Source organism: Chryseobacterium sp. CFS2 (assembly GCF_036543225.1).
Taxonomy (GTDB): domain Bacteria; phylum Bacteroidota; class Bacteroidia; order Flavobacteriales; family Weeksellaceae; genus Chryseobacterium; species Chryseobacterium culicis_A.
Window position 1 is genome coordinate 21,441 of record NZ_JAZHQU010000003.1, and the last position, 23,192, is coordinate 44,632.

A 23,192-nucleotide genomic window follows, 5' to 3' on the forward strand; every position below is an offset into this window, starting at 1 on the left:
ATGGTAGAGCCCTGGCATTCGCCAGGGCTCTACTATTTTATTTTTTATTCAGAAGATCAAGAGTGTGCTCTACATGTCCGCCTCCTTTCCATTCATCATGTCCCGGAATAATCAGAGTGGCCTGAGCGTATTTGGATTTCAGTTTTTCCATGGTTTTTGGCCATTGGGCAACATTGGCTTCTCCGGTGTAGCCAAGGTCAACAGCTGCTTTACTTTTTACCAGACACCCTCCGTCCAGTATTTTGTATTGTGGAAACCATACCACTACATTGTCAACAGTGTGTCCTTCACCAAGAAAATCCACTACAAATTTCTCACCGCCAAAGCGGTACGTTTTTCCTGTTTCTATAAGTTCAGTAGAAGTAGCTTTTCCTTCTTTCTTCAATAATTCGTTGGTTTTGGCAGTTGCGTATGTTTTGATTCCTTTGTTATTATAAAAGCTCAAATCTCCGGCTCTGTCTTCATGTGAATGGGTAGCAAACACCGCAATAACAGGCAGATTATGGCGTTTTTGGATGGTATCCAGCAGGCTTTGATATTGTGTTTTCTGCCATGGGACATCAAACAAAACAACTCCTTTTTTGGTCACCAGATAAACGGCATTCGTAGAATATTCTTTTCCTCCGAATACTCCGAAAGTTTTATAAATATAAAAATTAGGCTTAATCTGTGGCTCAATCACAAAATCTCTTACCTGAGTGGTTTGAGCATTTGCCAATGGACTTAATAGCATCGAAATAATAAAAAAAGAAAGGCTTTTTTTCATAATTTTTTAAGTAATAATTAAAGATTTTTATTTGTCGGAAAAGACAAATTCTGTAGATTGTTTTGCAAACCTAACTAAAAATTAATTTTTGGGTATTCAGGGGAGGAGAGTTTAACCGTTTTTTAACAGTTTGAGGAATGGACTAAATGCAGATCTGTATGAATATCATACCTTACAGGCTTTTAAAGTCTGTAAGGTTTATTTTTTCAGTGGTAAGGATTATTTCTTAACCAATATTTTTTCAGTCGCTTTTTTGCTTAAAATTTCTGTTTTACCCTCAATTTCTATGGTCATTGATTTATCAAAACTTTCAATTTTAATGATTTTTACTTTGGTATTAAGCAGCAGTTTCCTGTCATTCAGGTAAGTAAGGAAGGCGTCATCAGAAAGCGTCACCGAAGCGAAAGTAACATCTTCGCCGGGTTCACAATGGCTCAGCTTTTGCAGATCCTGAGCGATAATATTACCGTCTTTATCAGGAATAGGTTCCCCGTGGGGATCGAATTTAGGATGATCCAGAATTTCATCCATTTTATCAAAAAAGATTTGAGAATGTACATGCTCAAGCTGTTCTGCAATCTCATGAACGTTTTCCCAGCCGAAATTCATTTTTTTAACCAGGAACATTTCCGTAAGTCTGTGTTTACGAACCACCAAAGCAGCTTCACGTCTTCCGTTTTCTGTAACGATTAGTGGTTTGTAAGTCTCATAAATGACCCACTTTTTCTCGGCAAATTTCTTCATCATGTTATTAACACTCGGCATTTTTACATTTAAAAATTTACTGAGCTCATTAATCGTAACCTTTCCTTCATTGTCAACTAAATGAAACAAAGCTTTCAGGTAATTCTCTTCTGTTAGGGTTGTTTTCAAAATGTTAGATGATTTTCAATACAAATCTAACAAAATAAAATGAAAAGTTAGCTCTTGTTATTTTAACTTTTTTTACTTTTACTCTATGAAATTTTCATTCAAAAACGATTATTCTGAAGGATGCCATCCTAATATTTTACAGGCTCTTTTACAGTATAATCTTGATCAGCAGGCCGGATATGGAGAAGATGAGTATTCATTAAAAGCGAAGACATTAATCAAAGAAAAAATCAACAACCCACATTCGGAAGTCTTTTTAGTTTCAGGAGGAACGCAGGCTAACTTAATTGTTATTTCTGCCATCTTGAAACCTTATCAATGTGTAATTTCTGCCGCTCCCGGACATATCCTGAATAATGAAACCGGTGCCATCGAAGCTACAGGTCATAAAATATTGAGCATTGAAACCGAAGATGGTAAAATAAAACCATCAGATATTATCCCGATTTTAGAAGGACATCGTAATGTTCCCCATCAGGTAATGCCCAAGTTGGTTTATATTTCCAATTCTACAGAGTTGGGAACCATCTATCAGGTAAAAGAACTGGAAGAGCTTTCTGCATTTTGTAAGGAGAATAAATTATATCTGTTTATGGATGGAGCCAGGCTGGGACATGGCCTCACAGCGGAAATCAGTGATCTTACCCTGGAGAAAGTGGCTGCTCTTACCGATGTTTTCTATCTTGGAGGAACTAAAAACGGTGCATTGATTGGTGAAGCGATTGTGATTAATAATCCTGTTCTTCAGGAAGATTTCGCCTTTAATATCAAACAAAAAGGAGCATTATTAGCAAAAGGAAGACTGCTGGGAATTCAGTTTTTGGAGCTGATGAAAGACAACCTGTATTTTGATCTGGCCCGACACGCCAATCAGCAGGCCATGAAAATTAAAAATGCTTTGCAGAATAAAGGAATTACTTTTCTTTCCGATACCTATACCAATCAGATTTTTCCTATTCTGAATAATCATCTTATTGAAGTGTTATCCGAGAATTTTGAGTTCTATGTCTGGAAAAAAGTAGATGAGAATCTTTCTGCCATTCGTCTTATTACTTCATGGAATACAGGAGATGAAGCGGTAAACCAATTTATTGAAATTATAGAAAGAGAACTATAGTAACAAAAAAATTGTCTCAAAAGTCAAATAGTTTGATTTTTGAGACAACTTTTTGTTTATAATGGAGTGTTATTTTACAGCTTTGTTCACTACTTTACAATCTGCAGTGTTCAACTTCTGTCCGTCTTTATAGCTTATTTTATTCTCGTTAGCATATTTAGACTGTCCGTCTTCTTCTTTATGATCGCCAATTCCTTCTGTTAAAGCATTATCTTTTTGAAGGAAATAGATATCTCTTTTGCTTTTTTTGCCTTCAGATGTAAATTCATAAGTCAGTTTCAATGTATCTCCTGATTTGAAACCAGTCACATCACCTTTTGAGCTGTCTTTTTCACTGTTTTTATAAGATAATTTTCCGGTGATGGTTCCCAGATTATCATCAATAGAAGCAAAAACACTGTCTTTTCCTGTTACCCCGATATAACAGAACGATTTTGGTCCAAGGGTATCTATTACGGGTTCTTCTACAGCAATGGTATCTGCTTCCACTTTGGGAGCCGGTGCTTCAGTTTTTTTATTGCAATTGATTAAAAAAGCTGATACAGCGCCCAATAAGATTAATTTTTTCATATCCTTAATTGTTAAATCAAATTTTTGAAGCTCAAAAATAATAAACTATTTATATAATAAAGAATATTGTTCATAAATAAGAATAATTTTCTAAAATGCATTAGTCGGAATATTTTAGGCACGGAAAATGATTGACTATGCAAAATTTATTGTAATGAAAAAGATGACCAAAGCGCTGGGATTGGGATTATTTATGCTTGGTTTACATTGGATGTCAGGGCAAACTCCTCAGAATTATATTTATACATCTTCGGGAGACCTTAAGAACATAGAAAAAATGATTACTCGCCAGGATATTGGGGGAGTACAAATTGTTTATAACTGGAAAGCTTTGGAAACTTCAAAAGATGTGTATGATTTTTCTGTTATTGAAAAAGATCTGGAATATTTAACTTCCATCAACAGAAAATTATTTATTCAGCTTCAGGACAGGTTTTTTGAGCCCCAGGCAAGATATATTCCTGATTATCTTTTGAACGATAAAGAGTATACGGGAGGGCTGGTTCCTCAATATGATAACCCTGGTGAGAATAAACCTGTGGGAAGCGGATGGGTTACCCAGCAATGGAATCCTGCTGTCCGAATGAGATTCCAGAAGCTTATAGCAGCGCTGGCAGAGAAGTTTGACGGCAAAATTCAAGGAATTAATCTTCCTGAAACATCAATAGATATAGAAATGAAAGCAGATAAAACAGGCTTTAGCTGTGACCGCTATTTTCAGGCTGAACTGGAAAATCTGAAGTTCGCAAAAAATGCTTTCCGCCAATCCAATGTATTGCAGTATGTCAATTTTTTTCCCTGTGAGTGGGATAATGATCATCAATACATGTCCAGATTGTTTGATTTTGCTTATAAAAATAATATAGGGCTGGGAGGGCCTGATATTGTTCCCAATAAAAAAGGCCAGATGAAAAACTCTTATCCCTTTTTTAATCAATACAAAGGAAAGCTTTCTCTTGTTGCCATGGCGGTTCAGGAACCGACTCTTACTTATAAAAATCCAAAAACCAAAAAACCTTTTACCAAAGAAGAATTTACAGAATATGCTGAAAACTATCTGGGTGTTAATATTATTTTCTGGAGTGTGGAATCTCCCTGGTTGAGAGATCCCAGTAAATAATTCTCCCTTATATTTTTAATAATCCCCTAAATCCTCTTGCTGCATAATAAGAATCTGCGCCATTGTGATAGGTAAATACAGTGTTGTATCGTCTGTCACAGAAAAGGGCGCCTCCAAGCTCTCGTATTGGAGAGGGGGTCTGGATCCAGCTTGAAGTCTTTTGATCAAACTTTCCCAATTCCTGAAGATGGCGGTATTGTTCTTCTGTCAACAATTCAATACCCATTTCGGAAGCGGTATCAATGACATTGCTTTCAGGTTTATTGGCTTTTCTGGCATCCCAGGCCTGATAATCATAACATAAACTTCTGCGTTTTGGACTTTCCGGAGAGCAGTCCACAAAGGAATATTCATCCGTTTTTTTATTATAATCTACTACATCTGGTTCTCCTTCTGTAGTTTCCATTTCGTATAAAGACCATAACTTTTCAGGGCTGGCTTCCAGTTTTTGCTGGATTTTTTCCCATTTCAGATCCTTATGACGGTTCATATTTTTTTCAAAACGGGCTTTTAGTGTTTTTAAAAGTTCGTTGATTTGTTCCTGGGTGAGTTTATTTTTCATGTCAAATTTTGTTTTACTATTGATTGAATTGGTTTATACTGTTGGATAATCGCAAAGGCGCAAGTTTTACAAATAAGAGTTTTTTTAGGCGCAAAGATTTTATCTTCGATAAAATTTCTGATTTTTAATTATGATTAATCAGTAATGGTGATTTTTCTGTCTGCAGGTCTGAAATACCATGAAATAAGAACCAATACCAATAATAATACGGCCGGAAATGTTCTGCCAACTGTATCACCCACGATAAGATGAGAGATTACAGCTCCTGACATGACAAAGAAAAATCCTGCATAGGCCCATTCTTTCAGGATCAGACGCTTAGGAATCAGTATGGCAATAACGCCCAGAATTTTCCATACTCCAATGATGGTCATCAGATAAGAAGGGTAGCCGAGGTTGGTAAAATTGGCCAGTTCATCTTTGTTTTTCATAAGTTGGACAATGGCTGTGGAACCCATTCCCAGTGCCATCCAGAGGGTGAATATCCAATAGATGATTTTTGTTCTTTTTTGTGTGGGTTGTGGTGTGTTCATGATCTGTTTTTTTATAGTTAATCGTTTAATCCTATTCCGTCCATGATTTGTGGAATACATTTTTCAATGCGGGCTTCACGGGTTTTGGACTGTTTGGCAGAAGAAAAGTGGAGCAGATAAGCTCTTTGTCTTCCGGGAGTCAATGCTTGGAAAGCTTCCTGTAATGCTGGGTTTTGATCCAATTTCTCTTGAAACTCTTCAGCCATTTCGAACTCTTTTGTTTTCTTCATTTCCACTTTAGCACCTGATTCTTCAATTTCAACGGCTTCAAACATATAAGAACGAAGAACTTCCTCCAAGTCATTGATTTGTGCTGCATCCGTGAAACGGATCTGTCTTGCAGCCTGTACGTTTTTGGACTGCTGAATCAAAATGTTGTCCGGATCTTTCATCAGCGCTCCTTTAAAGAAAAGAAGAGCACAATATTCTTTAAAACCGTGGATCAGGAAAATATTTTTCCCTTCATAGGTATAACATGGACATCCCCATTTTACATCTTCTGCAAGTTCGGTACTTAGAGCAATGGCTCTTAATTTTTCAAATTCTTCCTGCCATTGTCCGGCATTTTCGAAGAAAAAATTAACTTTTGGATTCATATGTTTTGGGTTTGAGGGTTTCTTGTGTAAGAGGGTTGGAGAGTATTAGAGTGGGAGAGTATAAGGGTTCAAGGTTTAACGTTTAAAGTTGTTATTCTTTCCCTGATCATTGACGATTCACTTGCAAAGCAATATTCATTATTGACATTGATGTTCACAATTTAAACTATGGTATCCATGTCCCTCATCTTTTCCTCTATTATCTTTTATCTGCTACCTGCCACCTAACATCTCCTGTAAACGGTTATGCGCCATATTGATGCCCTGGGCGAATGGCATTTTCAGATGCTGATCTCTGAAGTCTACAGATTTATAAATGGTTTGGATGGTAATCTTGCTGGTGGTATCCGTTAACTTTTCAAATGCTAAAAACTCAATCTGAACCGGAAAAGGAGTATTTTCCATCTGGAAAGTTCTTATAATTTTCTCATTCTGAACAATGTCATGAATCGTTCCATTGGCACTGAAAACCACATCGCCCTGAGGGTTTAGCGTTTCGAAACGGTAACTTCCGTGTTGTTTGTTTTCGAATTTGGTCACCTTAGTTCCCATCCATTGCTCGAAAAGTTCTGCTTCTGTATACGCTTTGAAAAGCAATTCTACAGGAAGATCAAATTCTCTGATAATGAAAATTTCCTGTTTGCCGTCTTCAGCGTGGATTTTTGTTTTAAGTTCCATGATGTTGGTGTTTGAGGGTTTCTTGGGTTTGAGAGTGGGAGAGTTTGAGGGTTCGGTGCGTGTTACGTGTTTCGGGTTATTGAGATTCGAGTTATTTTGTGGGTGAGGATTTTGAGATTTTAAGCTGCAATTCATTTATCCTGCACATCCCGAAACCCGTACCACGAATCTCAATAACCCGTATCCCGCATCACGTATTTTTATTCTGATACGCTTTCATCACACTTTCCAGCTTGTTGAATTTTTCGTCCCACATTTTGCGGAAAGGTTCTATAAAATCGGCTATTTCTTTCATTTTATTGGGATTTAGGTGATAGATTATTTCTCGGCCGTTTTGTTCAGATCTCAGCAGTTCGCATTCTGTAAGGATCTGGAGATGCTTTGAAACGGTAGGTCGTGCCGTATCAAAATTAGAAGCAATGGCTCCCGCTGTCATCGATTGTGCCGCCACCAACATCAATATAGACCGTCTTGTAGGATCTGCTATCGCCTGAAAAACATCTCTTCTTAAATTCATTGTGTAGTTATTTGACTACAAATATATGTGTAGTTATTTAGCTACGCAAGTTTTTTTGTTAAAAATTTATATTAATTATTTGTAAGTATGCTTTTTAAAAGAAAAATGGAGAACTGAATGCTCTCCATTTTATATGCTTATATTATTAAATTAATGTACTAAATCTTCTGCGAGCCTAACATTATAATAATCTTCTAAAAAGGAATCAATAATATCCTGATTATCTTCATTAATCAGAAAATCAGTATCCTTATTGTCAAAATCAGGAATACCAAAATTTTTGATATATGTGCCATTTAATGAATAATATGCCGAAGAATATGGTTTACTTGTAGTTTTTATATAATACCAAAACAAACGAGATTCTAAAATCTTCTTAATCAATAGCATTTCTTCTTCCGAATGCCCAATGATTGCCTGACCATTATAAAACAATAAATCAACATTATCACTAATTAAATAGTTTGGCGTTCTATCTGAAAACTTAGGGAAGAACAATTTATTAGTGACTTTTTCCAAAGATTGTGTCCTTCCAAAAGCAAACCATTTTTCATAGTCACCATTGCCTTTATCTCTTCCTGCTAAAATATTTCTTTTTATTTGCAGATATTCATAAGCATTTGGAAATTGTTCTCTCAGTAATTCTTCTTCAAGTGCTTTAGGTTTTACTTCGTTATCATATGGAAATAGAACCTTTTCTTTTACTGAATCAAAATCAATATCTCTACTCAATTTGTTGGAGTTTAGAATATCTTTACATATGCCTTTCTCTATGGGGTATAGGCTGCCATTCTGTAGATAGAAAAAGTCATCGTCTTCTGCTACAGGCTTAAAAATATAAATATCATTCTTCAAAGTAGCAATACCGTGTCTAGTTTTATATTTTTCTCCAAATGGCTTTCCGATAGCTTCAAGTCGAGATATAGTTTCATGGTTGTTTAAGTTCCAGCCATTCTTTGCATTAAGATTCTGATAATTGATTCTGTTATATTGATTTTCATTTGTAGGTAGTTCTTTTTCAACAGACTTGTAATATTCAACATAGTTTTGTTCTACATTCTCTAAAAAGCAAATACAAGTATAAGTGCTTTTAGATTTAAAAACTTGAAGTGTACCAAAGTCAATAATTCTTACTGTAGCCCTATTTTCTTCAAAATAATTTCTTAAAGCCCTGCCATTTAAACTTTTGAAAAAACTGTTCATTGTTATAAAACCAAGAATACCATTTGGAGCAAGACTCTCATAACCAATTTGGAAGAAAGGAATATAAAGGTCAGGATTTCCTGTTCGGCATACAGCCCAATTTTGCAGGTTTTCTTTTACCGCATCTTCTAGGTTTCTTGCACGTACATAAGGTGGGTTTCCAATAATAATTTGGAAGCCTTCAAAATTTTCATAATACTCTCTCCAGTTAAAAACTAAGGTATCACCTTGATGAATATTAAAATCGAACTCTCTAATATCTTCACCTTCGGATAATGCTAATAAGCTTAGTAACAATGTGCTGCGAGTAACAGAGTATTCCTGTATATCTAAACCAAAAATCTGATTCTGGAAAATATATTGATAAGTATTTCCTGTTCTTCTTTTTAATTCTTGAGCAGCAGTATATAAAAACCCTGCACAACCACACGCAATATCCGCTATTTTAGCATTTTGAAGTTCATTGCCTTCTCTATCGAATGCTTGATTTACAATATATTCTCTGATTTCTGCTGGAGTATATATTGCTCCATTTATAATTCTGTCGGATGGAGATATGACAAATTCAAATAATTCAATAAGTTTCTCGATATTAAAATCAGTTATTTCATTATTGATAATTTCAATAAATTGGGTTAATCTATCCCATTCTTGAGTTTGATTTCTTTGGATTGAATACTCTAATAAAAAACGGTTTTCAACTATTGTTAACCGATTAATTTCTAAAAAAGCAGACACGATAAGCCTATCAACTTCTAATGGTTGAGTTGAATAAGTTTTTAAGTATCTGAATATGTTTGTCATATAAATATTGGGCAAATATCATTAATTGGATTCCATACTATATTTGTCTCTTGAAATGGTTTCCATTTATTGGCTATAGTATGAAAATATGGTTTCCAAATTGCGTCTTGATAATTCTCTTGTAATTTTACAAATTCTCTTTCCTCTTTTAAACTTTCAAATGCTATAGGATAAAAATTAGATGTAAGAAAACTAATTCCTAATATAAAATCAATAGGTTTGTGCATAATTCTAGGTGTATCAATATAGAATAAATTACCTAGATTAGGGCTGTTTGATTTTGTCGGATTTAAATTGTATTGTAAGTGATAAATAGGGTGTGGTTCTTTAGTTTGAGTGTTTGCAATATGTTTATCAATGTGGAATCCCAAATGATAAGTTCTATTGCCAACACCTTTAATCATAACGCTATATGCCAATTCTATGAAAGGATCATGATACGTATTCCAATGTTCTATTTTGGCACGTAATTTCATATTCAATATAATTTCCCCTTTTGTAATATCTTGTGGTTTTACATGACTTAAAGTATCTAAGGGCATTTTAAAGTCTTCAATATCATATCCCCAAACATTCTCATCTGTTGAACCATCTTTTAATGTTGGTATGAAATCTTTATTTTGAAGTTGAGAAATTACAGATTCCAGTACATAAGTATTTACATCTCCACCAACAACTCTTGATAATAATTGGCTTAATTGTCTTAAGTCTTTGGCTCTTTCATTTCTGAAACTCATATTTTTAGTACTTACAGCCATATCTTATAAGTTTCTTTTACATTCTTCAATCCGTTCAATTTCTGTATAATTAGGTTCTATCCCTTTATCTATGCCTATTCTTTCAAGTATCGCATACAATGACATATATTTGGGTTCCTGCCATGCTTTTAACTCATGAGATAATCTTACTTTAAATCCTTCTAAAGGGTCTAATGGACATTTAGTAGCTTCACAAATTGTCCAAAATTCACTACTGTTATTATGTGATAAAGGTTCTGCAGCTATAATACCATCAATTTTATAAGTTTCTTTTAAAATGGCAACTCTTTCTTCAGCTTTTAAGAATGAAAAATTCTTTCCGGAAATTCCTTTTAATTTTATATTTAGTAGATCAGCCCACCATCTATCCCAACCATTTGAAAATAGGCCGTAAAATTTGCAATCTTCAAATTTTGATAGCAACTCTATCCAATGTTTCCCACTTTTATTAATACTAACACCTAGTCTAGCTGCTAAAATAGTTTCCTTTATTAATGGATTAGTTGCATGGAAAAGTGTTTTTACAGTAAAATGAGCAAAATCATATGGTACTATTATATCTTGATTGTAAAAGCGTTCAAATATTCTTTGGTCTAGGTTCTTTAAATCTTTTCTTTGAAATATTTTATCTATTGTGTCTATATCATTGGGTAATCCTTTATATCCTTCAGCTAACGCTTTTAACTTTCGTGAAAATCTTTCATAGTCTGGATTTTCTGATTTTCTAAAAGTATAATCAAATAAATCATGACTTGTCTTGTCTGATTTATATGTTTCTTTTATTTTATCTAACGTTGAGCATAATACAATTGGAAAAGATGGTATTTCTTTCCTTGCACAAACGGCTCTTAATTCAGAGCTTATTGAAATAGCACTATATCGTAATTGATTGGGTCCTTCTCCGTCTAATCTTAAATCTATTAATAGTCCATCGTATTTTTCTTCTACTATTTTCCTTTTTATCAGATTCTCTAAATCTGAAAAATCCATTCCTTTAGTTATAGTGAGCTGATTTACTTCAATCAATTTGGTATCGTTAAAACCATTTATTAACGATTCAATTGAAGTATCATTCTCATCATCAACATATATATATTTGAGTATTGACATTACTTAATTATTTAAATTTTTCGGTATTTCTATTCTAATAGTGGTATTATAACCATCTAATGGAGTTGAAACATAAATTTCACCATTATAGAACTCAATTATATCTTTTACTATTTTTAATCCTAATCCAGTTCCTGTAAGTGCTGTAGCATCATCTGCTGTATGATTGGCAACTGTAGATGAAGTATAAAATGCATTGAAAATATTTTCTTCATTTTCTCTACTAATGCCATCTCCGTTATCTGAAAATTCTAAGAAAACAGTATTTTCATCCTTACCACAACGAATGAAAATTTTACCATTAGACTTAGCTCTTTTTATAGCTTTTTTTGAATTTGTATATAAATTAAACAATATTGAAGCCCATTCTGAAGGATGCATAGGAATAGTAAATAAGTCATATCCTTCAAATTTTGTTGGACTCATTTCGATTGATGCTCTTTTTAAATCATTTGAAATAACTGCCTCAAAACTTCTTATTACATCCCTTAACTCAATGGGCTCTAATTCACGATGAACATTTCTAGAAATGGTTTTATCAAAATAAGATGTATAAGCACTAAATGACTTTACATTTGTTTCTAATAATTCTGTTCTTTCATATACTTCTTTATAATCTTTAACCGCATGTTTTAGAAAGTTAATATCCGCATCAAAACCAGGTAAAAAACGCTGAACTTCATGAACAAATTCACCAATTACTAAACCTAATCCTGCCAGAATACGAAGCATATTAATTTCATCAATTAATTCTTGATTTTCTGCTTTTTCTTCTTCTCTTGCTTGCTTTATTTTTTCAAATATATCTTCTGCTTTTTTATTTTTCTCTTCTTGCTCTGAAATATTTTGACTGCTATCATTCGTTTTTATAGAAGGGATTATTAACTCTTTAATTTCATTAATAGCATTGTCAACTTTTTCAGAGGGATTCTCTTTTTCTTTCTTAAAGCCCTTTTGCGATGCCGTAGCTTTTCTTCCTCTAAGCTCAGAAACTTTCATAACAGCACTAGTTAAAGAACGATATACAAAACTTACCAATTCATTCAGATATTCATTTTCAATTATTCCCTCTCTACTTGATGTTTCTTCAAAATTTCCATCCCTATCTTCAAGTTCTACAAAACCAAAAAAACTACGATTCATGTGTGGTCCTAAAACAATACTTCTATTATTTGATTGGTCTAATCCTAGCCAATCATCACCTTGTTCACCATATGGAAGAACACGAAAGCCATTACGATATAATTTAATACCACCTTTTTCGTAACTTAAATCTCTTATAAAAGTAAAATTACCCGGAGAAAATAATGAGCCTTCATAAATAAAATAGTACGCTTTAAAATGTATTCCTTTGATTAAATTAAATGGAGTTGTTGTGTCTTCTTTATCATTTTCATTATTACCTATCAAATATATTTCTTCTGGAAAGTTTAATTTATCACTTTTTAGAGCCCAGCATCCTTGACCATCATCTAGAACATATCCTTCAATTTCTGCTAAAGCATGCTGAAAAATAGCTTTTTCTTCATCTATAATAGCAACTAAATTACCATTATCGTTTCTGTAATAGCTGCTTTTAAAGCCTTCATCAATAGAACCTTCTTTCTCTTTTTCCTTTTTTTTTGATAGGGGGAAGGGTTGTAGTAGTTCAGAGGTATAGCGGTAAACTCTTTTAATCATAGCATCAGACCATCCTTCTCTAAGTCCCTCTATTTTTAAAGTTGTACCATTTTGTTTAATCTTAGGAATAAATTCTATTTTATTTGAAATAGTTAATAAATCTTTATCCGTTGCGAAGTCATTCCAATTTACAACTACTTTTAATGCATTAGATGACTGTTCGGTCTGAGTAATAATGATGAGCTTATCTCCTAAACGTTGGGTTGCAAAACGGCCAATCCCTTTTTTGCCTGCTTTTTGACGTTTATATTTTGTAGATACAGGATTGTGAATTTTATCAGAAGAAGACAATCTCATAAAACCATTGACCAATTGTTCTCTGTTCATTCCATGTCCATTATCTTCAATAGTTAAAATACCACCCTTATTCCAAGCATTTTCAAAAATCAAATTTACTTCTGTAGCATCTGCATCATATGCATTTTTTATAAGTTCAGAAACTGCTGTTTCTTGTTTTCCAACCAATTCTTTACCAAGCCTATTTATAATACCGGCATCTACGGAAAATCTTACAGCAGATTCGTCTAGGCTTGCTATTTCATTCGATAGAGAGATAATAATATTATTGTCAGATTCTTTTTTTAAAATTTCTTCGGACAACCTTTGTTTTAACTCTAGTAATTTATTTTGATTATCCATACTTATTGTTCAGTATTGTTGATTAAATCCGCAGGCTTTATTTTTAAAATACTTGCTATCTCCATCAATGTTTTTAAACTGGGTTGTACATCATTCGTACACCATCTTGAGATGGTAGCTTCATTTTTGCCTAATTGTTCTGCAAGCCACTTGCTACTAAGATTTTTCTCTACAAGTACTACTTTCAATCTATTAATTGCCTTTTTACTCATAAAAATTGCATATTGTGTAAATATATTGATTTTTTATGTATTGAATATCTTGCTTAGAAAATAAAATTGATTCTCTTTAAGTATCATCCAAATCATGATCATTCCTTTATACACTTATGAAAGAATAAAAAGAAGTTTATTAATGATCATTTATAAACAAATTTGTAAGCTATAATTATTAACGGATTACTTTCTTTTAATCATTTATTACAATCTTAATATACATCATAATGTTATACCTAATCTTGTAGCCGAAGCATGTAATGCAGCTTGTATTTTGTGCATATCATGAGGTGGAATTTTATCGAAATCTAAGCAAGTATTAACTAAATCGGCTATATCAAGAAACCCGCCATTAATAGGTATTGTACTGCTACTATGAGGGTCATATCCCCCAGACGAATTATCTTTTCTTCTTCGTATTACTTCTACACTAGAATCCCATGGTGCTTCACCAAATTCAATTGAATGTTCAGAATCTATAGTTATTTTTGGTTCTGTTAGTTTCATTTTTTAATAAATTTTATGTTTTCTCAATCAATCTCTCCAACTTCTCAATCATCTCCTTCTGCTGCTCAAGCATACGCTCATAAAGCTCAACCATTTTATCAAGAGGATTAAAAGTACAATGGAAATTTGCTTGTCCACCATCACTGAAAGTATTTGCGACAGCGCTATCGTGGAAAGTATTGGCTATAATGTTAATTGCTGATTCCTCATCAAAATTCTCAATCGCTTCCGCAGGAACTTTAAGAATTTGCGCTACCTGCGCCAGAATATCAGATTCTACGGTTTCTTTTTGTTCTAAAAGGGAAACTTTTTTCTGGTTCCAGTCATCACCGAGTTCAAAAGCCAACGCTTCCTGTTTGATGCCCAGCATTTCGCGAAAACGCTTTATATTTCTCCCTTGGTGTATTTTTTTATTTTGCATATCTGTGTAAGTCATAATAACAAATATAAAGCTTTAGAACAAAAAAATGAAGCTCTGTTTTAAAATAAATACTATTCTAAAATATCCCTCTTTCTGAATAAAATATTCTATTCTCAACTGGTTTATCCTTCTGACTATGCCTTGATTTGTAAAAAAATAACAAAGATGAAAAGAAAAAGAAGAATGAACAGCAGCAAATATAATGAACTGCATAATCGTAACCTTACGGTTTTCCTCAAATCGTTTTCAAGAGCGTATGGCAAAATAGTGTACTTCCCCGAAATAAGAATTGCAGGGAAGTGGGTACAGCAATGTGGTTTTCAGGCAGGAGATAAGATATTGGTTTCGGTAAGTAAAAACCAGATTATTTTGGAAAGGGAAGTGGATTATGAAGGATCAGTATAATTTTTTGATGGTCTCTCACAGATTTAGGAGATTGAGCAGATCTTTTTAGCATTATAATTTGCGATATCTGTTTGATCTGCGGGAGATTTTTTTTTGAACCATTAAGTAGATTTAAGGCTTTAAGTAAAGTTAAGATTCAAATAAATTTGAATGAAGCGTTGTGCTTTAGAATGTCTTTAGATATTCTCTTAATATTCTTAATTACTTATCCATTCTTAATGGTTTTTAAAATTAAGTATAGTTTTATCTCATCAATTGCGTTATTTAGCTCTGATGAGCGGAACATATTCTTTTACAAAAATACCGATGTATTTCCCATGGTATTCTACAACACAAGTGCTGATATTCATTCTGTTGCAAAAATCCTGATATGCGGAATTGTCGCCAATGTCATCACTGATAAACACGGCGCCAGGTCTCAGTCTTTTATAAATCTGATGATAAGCCCACATTCTTCCGTGATAACTTTTGTCAGAATCATAGTGGAAAACATCAAAAGAGGAAACTTTTTTTAAAATTTTAGGTAAAGATTCTCTGTCTGCAAAACGGAATAGCTGCCAGTACTTTTTAAGGTTTTCGGGAACAACACAGCCTACATACTGATCACCATCCTGAGCAAGATAAGGCATATCTGAGCTATAGAGTGTACCATTTCTTTTTTGAAGAGAAAGCAATATCGCTAAAGAAGACCATCCATAAGCCACGCCTGTTTCAAGAACGTTTTGTGCTTTGGTGAATTCGCAGGCGTAGTAAATAAGCTCCATTGCACCAGCGCCACCCATTTTAACAGGGCATTCTTTTTCTTTGGCATTGGCTTTTTCCAGGATGTCAGCATAGGCAGATTTAAAATTGTCAGTATCCATTGAGAAAAGCCTGGAGATCACTTCTTTTTGTGAAACGGCTATGGATGCGGCCCAGTGATTTGTTTTTGCTTTTCCTTTAAAAGGGCTTCTTCTCTTTATCGTATTTTTAATGATTTTTCTGCCCAGTTCAGGATAAAGAGCAGGTCTTTTAAGATACGCTACAAATGTTTTGAGAACTGTTGACATTTCATTGATGGTATTAAAATTACAAGACAAATGTATTTTTTTTAAAACCATATTGCATTGAAACAATATTAACTTTAAGAGTAAATCTGTTTAAGATTTTTTAATGTAAATAAAGCAATGAAATGATAAAATTAATTATTTCAATAAGTTAGAGATAGATAAATGAGTGGCTGTGAAGAGCTTTTCACAGATTTTTATAGGATAATCTGCAGCATAGATCCGCATCACAAAAGATTGTATTCCTTGATTTTTACAACAAGGATATCAAATTGTTTTTCAATGACTTAAGGTAGAAATCATTTCTTTGTATTTGAGGAAATACTTTTATTTCTTCCTTTACAAAAATGTCTGTCCAAAAATATATGGAGTACGGTCATAAAAACGGCTATACTGTTCTGCTTTTTCACTGGGGTAGGTATTTTTTAACACACTTTTTAGTGTGTTGTTTGCAAATGTATAAAATAATTGGATAAACCAAAAGAAAATTAAGGCGAAATTGTTCTACTGACTAATAATTTATTACAGTAAATACATTTTAGAGAAATATAAAAACCTGTTATGATAACCAGAAAAGTACATAATCTATTGTATCTTCTTCATAGGAAATGATTGTCTGGCCATTTTTCCGTTCATGATACCTGAAATTTCTGCCCATAAAAAATGAAATGGCCTTAAGCCGTTGAAATGTAGTCTGGAAAGCAATATTCAGGAAATGTCTACCTTTGCAAATCCAATGTTTTCTATACATTAATCAATATTATTTGAAGATGAAATTTTTACTAGACTTTTTATTTCGTGTTATTCAGCTTTTTACAGAACCTTATTTCTTAGTATTTCTTGCAATAGTAATCATCGCATTACTAAAAAGAAAAAATAAGCGTAAAAATCTAAGGATAGGAGTTGGCCTTTTTGCCGTTATAATGATCATTTTTATAGGAAATGGTTTTCTGGGGAAACTCACCTCGGGATATCTGCAGAAAAGTTATGTTAATACGATTGTGAATAAAAATAAGACTTCTCAGAATCCTGTTATCGTTGTATTGGGTGGCGGGGTTGTAGACTTTGACAATACGGAGAGGCTGCATACAATGTCTTATTCCAGACTCGTAACTGCTTATCAGCTGTATCATGAATATAAGAAGAATAATCTGCCTTGTAAAATAGTCATTTCCGGAAAGGGAAGAGGACAAAAAAGTGAAGCAGAGTTATTCAGCGAAAATTTTAAAGAAATGGGAGTATCAGAGACAGATCTCATTAAAGAAGATAAAAGTATGAATACCTATGAAAATGCAAAATATTCCAGCAAGATATTAAAACAGATGGCTCCTTCGGATGTATATCTGGTTACTTCCGGGTTTCATATGAAAAGGTCTGTTGCTTTGTTTCATACCTTTGGATTAGATCCTTTTCCACAGGCATCCGACTTTATAGATACAGAAATCACTTTGTTTCCTAACAGCTATAATGCTGCCTTTACCTTCGTCATGCTTAAAGAGGTGCTGGGAATATGGCAGGTGCAGCTGTATAATAGTTTGGGATTGAATGGGTAATATGTAAAACTTATTACAGAAAAACCGGACACTTAAATTAGTTTAAGTATCCGGTTTTGTTTTAAACAGCGTTAGCTGTTATTTTGCTTTTTTCAGTGAGATTAATGTCTGTAAAACCACAGAAGCAATAATAAAAACCAATCCTATATAAAAAGACAGATTGACTTCCTTGCTTTCTCCAAAAAATAAAAATGCCATCATAATAGCGTACACGGGTTCCAAATTGTAGGTGAGATTAACGGTAAAGGCAGGAATTTTCTTTAAAACCTCTGCAAACATCACATATAAGCCAACGGTACAAAAAAGAGATAAAACGCCCAAATAAGCCGTGTTTTTTAAGTCAGGAACTATGCTATCTGACGGGAAATAGAGGAGATATACGGGCAAAAACGCTCCCCAGCATAAAGTACCGGCAATCATCTGATAATAGTTAATGACTTTGGTGTCAAAATGGTGTACCAGACGTTTATTGTAAATGGTATAAAGGGCTCCAAATGCAGATGAAAAGATACCTAAAATAATTCCAAGCTGATAGGAGGTATCAAAATGAAAAATTAAGCTTATTCCCAGAATCGTCAGTGTACTAAGAAGCAATTCTGAAAGTTTGAATTTCTCTTTATCAATAATAGGTTTAAATACCGCTGTAAAAAAGCTGGTCAGGCAGTAGCATACAACACCAATAGATATATTCGCGTATTTTATACTTGCATAGAACAGAAGCCAGTGCAGCGTAATGAGCAATCCGGCTTTTGAAATCTGAATTTTTCCCCGGAGAGGAATATCTGCTGGAATTCTAAAAAGTTTTAAAATAAAGAATAAAATAATAGAGGAGAAGAGGAGTCTGTACCAGACCAGCAATCCTTCATTAAGTGTGATTAATTTTCCGAATACACCTGTAAATCCGGCCAGAATTACGGCCAAATGTAATAATAAATATGATTTTTTCATTAGAGAATGAACTGTAAAATTGGAATTAATATTTTTGTTAGAATGTGAAGCACGAAAAACCCGGTCGTTAATAAGTTAACGACATGAGTAGGCTTCAAATTAAATTGAAAATATTAAGGTGCCGGAGGAGGCAGACAGTTCGAGCGGTTCATAATGATCTGTTGAATGCCAAATATAGGGAAAAATATTTTGAAATTCTACATGAAAAATACATTGAACTTATGTCCATCCGGATCTGCAAATACAAAACCATAATAGTTTTCTCCAAAACTTTCAGGTTCTGAAACAATGGTTCCACCAGCATTTCTTACTTCTTCAGCCCATTCATCCACTTGGTTTTTATTGTCTGCAGAAAGGGTGAATATAATTTCATTGGAGCTTTGGGGATCTCCGAATTTCATACTTTTCAGGTTGTTTTCTATAACATTTTTTAAGAAAAAGTGAATAATGAATTCATTTCCAGCCATAAAAAAGCTTACCAGTTCATTGGAGGTGTGTGGATTATTGGGTTTGAATCCCAGCTCAGTGTAGAATTTTTGGGTGCGTTCAAGGTTGGCTACTGCCAGATTGGCCCAGATCATTTTAGGTTTCATATGCGTGATATTTTGGTTAGGATAAAGGTATTTTGTTTTTATGGAATAAAAACTGTCATGTGGCAAGATTTTGTATTTTTAAGAACTATAGAGACTTTGGAATCGTTTCAATTTAACATAATATATTAGTGAATTATAACTCATGAATAAAAATATTGCAAATAAACTTAAGCAGTTAGGAGGAAATACAGAGGGCTTACATGCAGATAAAAGTTTTACTGAAAACTGGCAAAGTCTCAGCTTCAGCCATTATCTATATGATAAAGATTGGGATGTTTATGGGATAGATCAGTATTATGAACAGTACAAAGATTTGTATATAGAAGATCAGAAAAGTTTTTATAAGAACTTGCTGGAACATTATTTTTCTGATCATGAATTGCCGTACGGTCAATATTTTTTCAAAGATTGGATTTTCACGCCATTTAAAGAAAACTCCGAGGATTATGAAGAGTTGGGCGGACTTGTAGAGGAATACGAAGTAAAAAAAATCGTACAAGGCAAAGAGATGGATTTTATCTGTATATTTTATTCTTACGGATATCCTGATCATTTTTTTGTCTGCACAACAGATCCTAACCAAAATAATCCAACGGTGTACAGTACAGATCATGAAATGTATTTTCAGGAAATTGAGAATGAAGGAAACCTGGAAGAGTTTCTGGATCGTTTTATGACCCAAGAAGAGTTTTTAGAAATCGTTACAGAATATTTGGATGGGAAATATTCAAAATAAGGGATTCTGAGGAGGTTATTACTCTATTTCAGTTGGATAATAAAAATCCTATAATTTATATTATGTTAAATTGTATATTATTTGAGTTTCTCAAAATTCACAGAACATGTCAGATTTCATTATTTATCCCATGTTGTACTCAACAGCTTTCAGATTATCTATGACTATCATTATTGCTCAAAATCATTTCCTTAGATCCGGAAAAGTTGTTAGTGTCTCAATTAATCTCTTACGTTTTTACAGCCTACAAAATAAATGGCGGATTAAGGAATCTTTCGATTAAGCCTTAATCCGCCATTTTTGCAAACTGCTGTGAGCAGACGTTTTTCTATTTATTTAATTTTTCTAATTCGGGTAATTCTTTTTTATACTTTTCAACGTCCCAAACTAAATTCCAATTTTTAAGATAGTCAGAGATTGGACCTAAACCAACTTCTGTTCTTCTTTTATCTACATTGTCAGGATCAATTAAAGGTGAAACATAGAAAGTATTATTACTCTGAATGATTCCTATCTGGCTTCCATATATTTGTTTTCTACCTTCCCGAATTTCTATTCTGTCAATTAACAATGCTAAAGAACCTGGACTTGCATTTCCTTTTTTTACTGCATCTTTCATCATGGGCAAATATTTTTTTTGCGTTTCCAAATCTGAATGCTGAATAACCAGGAATAATGCACTATTAGCTTGCGCGCCTACTTTGTCTTTGCCAACCCAACCTTTTTCATCCAGGATTTTTTTTACTTTTAATAGGTTAATTGAGTCTTTCTGATTGGTTATTCTCCAAAGATCATTCATTTCTTTAGAATTGGGACCGAATTTTTTCTGAGTTTCATTCATTTGCACTCTATATTTTTGGTCTTCTTCATGAATTGCCAATAATTCAGCCTGCAATGGTTTGTCATAATTTGCTTCTATTAAAGCTAATTTTTTTTCTAACTTTTCAATTGTTTTCCCCCACTCTTTTTTTGAATGTAAATTTTCTAAATCAGTATCAGAGTTTAAATGCTTTAGATTGGTCCAACCTTTTTCTATTGATAAGTTCAACCATTTAAATGCTTTTTTTGTATCTCCTGCTAAAGAAGATGAACATGCGCCATTATATAAGTGACTTGGATTTTCGCTTTCAATTTTAAATGCTTTATCATATAAATCTGCAGACATTTTATAATCTTTTGTTTCATATAATTTATTAGCTTCACTTATTAATTTTGAATATTCCTGAGCATTAATGCTTGTGAATAAAAATAATAGTAAGAAAGTATAAATAGTGTTCCTCATTTTTTTCTGTATTTAACTGTTGAATTTTAGATGGTTATTATGCTGCTAAGATAAAATTTATTTTGATGATGAGTTTGTTAAGAAATCACAAATAATTTTTCATGCTAAGCATTCTATCATTTATTTCTCTGTATCAAATCCAAGCTGATTTCTAAATTCAAGAATTAACTTGTAATTTTCTTCAATTGGAATTTCCTTTTTTGATACTTTATTGATATCCTTACCTTGTTCCATCCATAGGTAAGGAAAAAAACTAAATACCTGATCTCCTTTAAGTTTCACTACATCTTTTTTCCAATTGGACCATCTGTATTCTTTGTAAAATTCATCAAGATTTTTATTAAAGCAAAAATTCAAAAATTCAGTGTAGGTAATATCAAGAGGTTCATATTCCAAATTATCGGGTGCCAAATAATAAACTTTTCCTAAATCGCTGCCCAGTCCGCCACCATTAAGAATAAAAATGCCGCCTATTGCATCATCAGCAATTAAAAGATATGGTATTGGCTGCCCATAATCCTGAAATGTTTTTCCTTTATTCCATTCTGGCAAAGACCTGTTTAATTTATCACTGCCTGAGCCAAGAATCCTTATCCATCCACTATCAACCAGAAGTCCTCCTGTCATATATACAATGGAACCCATTGGAGATCTGGTTGTAACTTGACTTTTATATAAGGCATCCTTTGCTCTGTTTGTATCCACGGGCAATATTTCCACTTTATTTTTTGCGGAGTCTATCCATTCTTTTACAAGAGTCCAACCCGGATCTTTATCGTTTATTAATTCCTCAATAGAGCGCATTTTTGTTTGTCCATAAGTTGTTAATGAAAAAAAGGATAATATAATAATTGTCAAACATCTTATCATGTTGTATGATTTTATAAAATTAAAATAAAATAGATACCGCTTCCTGTGATTATTTAATCTCAATTTTATGATAAGCAATCCATCGTTTTAAATTGCCCACCATTCTTTTTAAATGATCTTCATTGAGGAAAATATTGGTCCAATATTCAAATCTGTCACACTGAACACTTATATAATAGTTCATGATGGCCAGGCATGCGAAAGACAAAAACTTTTTTTCTTCAGGAGTAATTTTAGTTACAGTCTCATAACCTCTCAGGAAACTGTCTGATTTTGTATGATACTCCTCTTCGTTCAGATGGGTTGTAAATAACTGAAATAAAAAATAAGAAATATCAAAGCATAAATAGCCGTTGCCACAAAAATCAAAGTCAAAAAAGGTTACTTCTTTTTCATCATCAATGTGCAAATTGTCAAACCAAACGTCAAGATGAACTGCTCCATATCTCATGTGCTGTTTGTCTGCATTTTCCATTTTCAGCGTTAAAAAATCAGATAGATTTTCCAAAAATTCAATTTCGCTGGTATTTTTACTATAGAATTCTTTTGTTCTTAGAACAGGATTTTTGAGTAGGTTTTGAGTATTGTAAGACATTCTCATCAGTTCGACATTTTCTGTTGATTGATGAATTTTAGCTAATGCTTGTCCAATCAGAAAACTTGTTTCGGAGGAAAATTTTGCTGTCTTTATACCTTTAGCATATGAAAATAGAACACCAAATCTTGTCCCTTCCGGAGCTTCAATTTCTTGGATAAATTGGTTTGATTGATCAGCTATAGGAAAAGCAATTTGTCGGTTTGCTTCTTTCAGATGATTGAGAAGCCTTAATTCTTCTTCAATTTCTAATGGAGTTCGCCAATGATGAGTGTACACTCTAAAAACGTATTTGTTTTCACCATCATGAACGATGTATAAATGGTTCATAGCAAGCCGAAATATATTGCATTTTGTTTTGTCGGTTAGTCCATATTTTTCTTGAATAAGTTGACCAAGTCTATGAGGTGAAAGTGTGCTGTTTATTGTCGGAAATTTCTCTGGCATTTAATTCTTGTTCGTAGAGGTTTATTCTTAGTTTACACAAATATAACA

Annotated in this window: 26 protein-coding genes; 5 read left to right on the plus strand and 21 right to left on the minus strand. The window is 33.3% G+C overall.

Going from position 1 to position 23,192, the window contains the following annotated elements; translation table 11 throughout:
• Positions 1–37: 37 nt before the first annotated feature.
• Positions 38–766, minus strand: a complete 729-nt coding sequence (gene blaIND, locus ODR02_RS06920; protein ID WP_105682224.1) for an IND family subclass B1 metallo-beta-lactamase — start codon at positions 764–766, stop codon at positions 38–40.
• A gap of 219 nt (positions 767–985) precedes the next feature.
• A complete protein-coding gene (locus tag ODR02_RS06925; protein WP_209784335.1) occupies positions 986–1,639 on the minus strand; it encodes a metal-dependent transcriptional regulator in 654 nt (217 codons plus the stop codon).
• An 85-nt stretch (positions 1,640–1,724) separates the two neighbouring features.
• Here ODR02_RS06925 and ODR02_RS06930 point away from each other — a divergent pair, with 85 nt between their 5' ends.
• Positions 1,725–2,756 (plus strand): threonine aldolase family protein, encoded by a 1,032-nt coding sequence (locus ODR02_RS06930; protein ID WP_309511935.1) that lies wholly within the window; start codon positions 1,725–1,727, stop codon positions 2,754–2,756.
• A gap of 69 nt (positions 2,757–2,825) precedes the next feature.
• Here the strand turns inward: ODR02_RS06930 and ODR02_RS06935 are convergent, their stop codons facing one another.
• Positions 2,826–3,326, minus strand: a complete 501-nt coding sequence (locus ODR02_RS06935; RefSeq protein WP_309511936.1) for a hypothetical protein — start codon at positions 3,324–3,326, stop codon at positions 2,826–2,828.
• A 154-nt stretch (positions 3,327–3,480) separates the two neighbouring features.
• Here ODR02_RS06935 and ODR02_RS06940 point away from each other — a divergent pair, with 154 nt between their 5' ends.
• Entirely contained in the window at positions 3,481–4,446 is a 966-nt protein-coding gene (locus ODR02_RS06940; protein WP_309511937.1) for a hypothetical protein, read from the plus strand.
• Positions 4,447–4,453: 7 nt separating this feature from the next.
• On the opposite strand, the gene ODR02_RS06945 is transcribed toward ODR02_RS06940, so the two are convergent.
• The 12 genes from ODR02_RS06945 to ODR02_RS07000 form a co-directional block, all read right to left on the minus strand.
• Complete coding sequence (locus ODR02_RS06945) at positions 4,454–5,008, minus strand: DUF4256 domain-containing protein (protein WP_309511938.1); 555 nt, start codon at positions 5,006–5,008, stop codon at positions 4,454–4,456.
• Between the two features lie 134 nt (positions 5,009–5,142).
• Positions 5,143–5,541 carry a DoxX family protein gene (locus ODR02_RS06950; RefSeq protein WP_309511939.1) on the minus strand — a complete coding sequence of 133 codons (399 nt, stop codon included), beginning with the start codon at positions 5,539–5,541 and terminating at the stop codon, positions 5,143–5,145.
• Positions 5,542–5,558: 17 nt separating this feature from the next.
• On the minus strand, positions 5,559–6,137 hold the full coding sequence (locus ODR02_RS06955) for a YdeI/OmpD-associated family protein (RefSeq protein ID WP_309511940.1): 579 nt from the start codon (positions 6,135–6,137) through the stop codon (positions 5,559–5,561).
• Between the two features lie 213 nt (positions 6,138–6,350).
• Positions 6,351–6,815, minus strand: a complete 465-nt coding sequence (locus ODR02_RS06960) for an SRPBCC family protein (RefSeq protein ID WP_309511941.1) — start codon at positions 6,813–6,815, stop codon at positions 6,351–6,353.
• Positions 6,816–7,005: 190 nt separating this feature from the next.
• On the minus strand, positions 7,006–7,332 hold the full coding sequence (locus ODR02_RS06965; protein WP_309511942.1) for an ArsR/SmtB family transcription factor: 327 nt from the start codon (positions 7,330–7,332) through the stop codon (positions 7,006–7,008).
• A gap of 150 nt (positions 7,333–7,482) precedes the next feature.
• The gene (locus tag ODR02_RS06970) at positions 7,483–9,339 is read right to left on the minus strand and encodes an Eco57I restriction-modification methylase domain-containing protein (protein WP_309511943.1); all 1,857 of its coding nucleotides are present in this window, start codon (positions 9,337–9,339) and stop codon (positions 7,483–7,485) included.
• The gene (locus tag ODR02_RS06975; RefSeq protein ID WP_309511944.1) at positions 9,336–10,097 is read right to left on the minus strand and encodes a hypothetical protein; all 762 of its coding nucleotides are present in this window, start codon (positions 10,095–10,097) and stop codon (positions 9,336–9,338) included. The genes ODR02_RS06970 and ODR02_RS06975 overlap by 4 nt, the downstream gene beginning before the upstream one ends.
• Before the next feature lie 3 nt (positions 10,098–10,100).
• On the minus strand, positions 10,101–11,207 hold the full coding sequence (locus ODR02_RS06980) for a hypothetical protein (protein WP_309511945.1): 1,107 nt from the start codon (positions 11,205–11,207) through the stop codon (positions 10,101–10,103).
• Positions 11,208–11,210: 3 nt separating this feature from the next.
• Positions 11,211–13,526 (minus strand): sensor histidine kinase, encoded by a 2,316-nt coding sequence (locus ODR02_RS06985; protein WP_309511946.1) that lies wholly within the window; start codon positions 13,524–13,526, stop codon positions 11,211–11,213.
• 2 nt (positions 13,527–13,528) lie between these two features.
• Positions 13,529–13,738 (minus strand): helix-turn-helix transcriptional regulator, encoded by a 210-nt coding sequence (locus tag ODR02_RS06990; protein WP_309511947.1) that lies wholly within the window; start codon positions 13,736–13,738, stop codon positions 13,529–13,531.
• Between the two features lie 225 nt (positions 13,739–13,963).
• The gene (locus tag ODR02_RS06995; RefSeq protein WP_309511948.1) at positions 13,964–14,248 is read right to left on the minus strand and encodes a hypothetical protein; all 285 of its coding nucleotides are present in this window, start codon (positions 14,246–14,248) and stop codon (positions 13,964–13,966) included.
• Positions 14,249–14,261: 13 nt separating this feature from the next.
• Positions 14,262–14,684, minus strand: a complete 423-nt coding sequence (locus ODR02_RS07000; protein ID WP_309511949.1) for a helix-turn-helix transcriptional regulator — start codon at positions 14,682–14,684, stop codon at positions 14,262–14,264.
• Positions 14,685–14,834: 150 nt separating this feature from the next.
• Here ODR02_RS07000 and ODR02_RS07005 point away from each other — a divergent pair, with 150 nt between their 5' ends.
• The gene (locus tag ODR02_RS07005) at positions 14,835–15,074 is read left to right on the plus strand and encodes a SymE family type I addiction module toxin (RefSeq protein WP_209784346.1); all 240 of its coding nucleotides are present in this window, start codon (positions 14,835–14,837) and stop codon (positions 15,072–15,074) included.
• Between the two features lie 260 nt (positions 15,075–15,334).
• Here the strand turns inward: ODR02_RS07005 and ODR02_RS07010 are convergent, their stop codons facing one another.
• Positions 15,335–16,153, minus strand: a complete 819-nt coding sequence (locus tag ODR02_RS07010; protein WP_331835208.1) for an O-methyltransferase — start codon at positions 16,151–16,153, stop codon at positions 15,335–15,337.
• A 737-nt stretch (positions 16,154–16,890) separates the two neighbouring features.
• Here ODR02_RS07010 and ODR02_RS07015 point away from each other — a divergent pair.
• A complete protein-coding gene (locus ODR02_RS07015) occupies positions 16,891–17,673 on the plus strand; it encodes a YdcF family protein (protein ID WP_309511951.1) in 783 nt (260 codons plus the stop codon).
• Positions 17,674–17,751: 78 nt separating this feature from the next.
• Here the strand turns inward: ODR02_RS07015 and ODR02_RS07020 are convergent, their stop codons facing one another.
• Positions 17,752–18,621: a DMT family transporter gene (locus ODR02_RS07020; RefSeq protein WP_309511952.1), complete on the minus strand. Its 870-nt coding sequence runs from the start codon at positions 18,619–18,621 to the stop codon at positions 17,752–17,754.
• Positions 18,622–18,818: 197 nt separating this feature from the next.
• Positions 18,819–19,214 (minus strand): VOC family protein, encoded by a 396-nt coding sequence (locus ODR02_RS07025; RefSeq protein WP_209784350.1) that lies wholly within the window; start codon positions 19,212–19,214, stop codon positions 18,819–18,821.
• Positions 19,215–19,356: 142 nt separating this feature from the next.
• Here ODR02_RS07025 and ODR02_RS07030 point away from each other — a divergent pair, with 142 nt between their 5' ends.
• Positions 19,357–19,950: a hypothetical protein gene (locus ODR02_RS07030; protein WP_309511953.1), complete on the plus strand. Its 594-nt coding sequence runs from the start codon at positions 19,357–19,359 to the stop codon at positions 19,948–19,950.
• A 328-nt stretch (positions 19,951–20,278) separates the two neighbouring features.
• Here the strand turns inward: ODR02_RS07030 and ODR02_RS07035 are convergent, their stop codons facing one another.
• From ODR02_RS07035 to ODR02_RS07045, 3 genes are all read right to left on the minus strand, one after another.
• Positions 20,279–21,232, minus strand: a complete 954-nt coding sequence (locus ODR02_RS07035; RefSeq protein ID WP_309511954.1) for a DUF6624 domain-containing protein — start codon at positions 21,230–21,232, stop codon at positions 20,279–20,281.
• A gap of 120 nt (positions 21,233–21,352) precedes the next feature.
• Positions 21,353–22,102 carry a DUF2625 domain-containing protein gene (locus ODR02_RS07040; protein WP_309511955.1) on the minus strand — a complete coding sequence of 250 codons (750 nt, stop codon included), beginning with the start codon at positions 22,100–22,102 and terminating at the stop codon, positions 21,353–21,355.
• A gap of 49 nt (positions 22,103–22,151) precedes the next feature.
• Entirely contained in the window at positions 22,152–23,144 is a 993-nt protein-coding gene (locus ODR02_RS07045; RefSeq protein ID WP_309511956.1) for a phosphotransferase, read from the minus strand.
• Positions 23,145–23,192 lie beyond the last annotated feature (48 nt).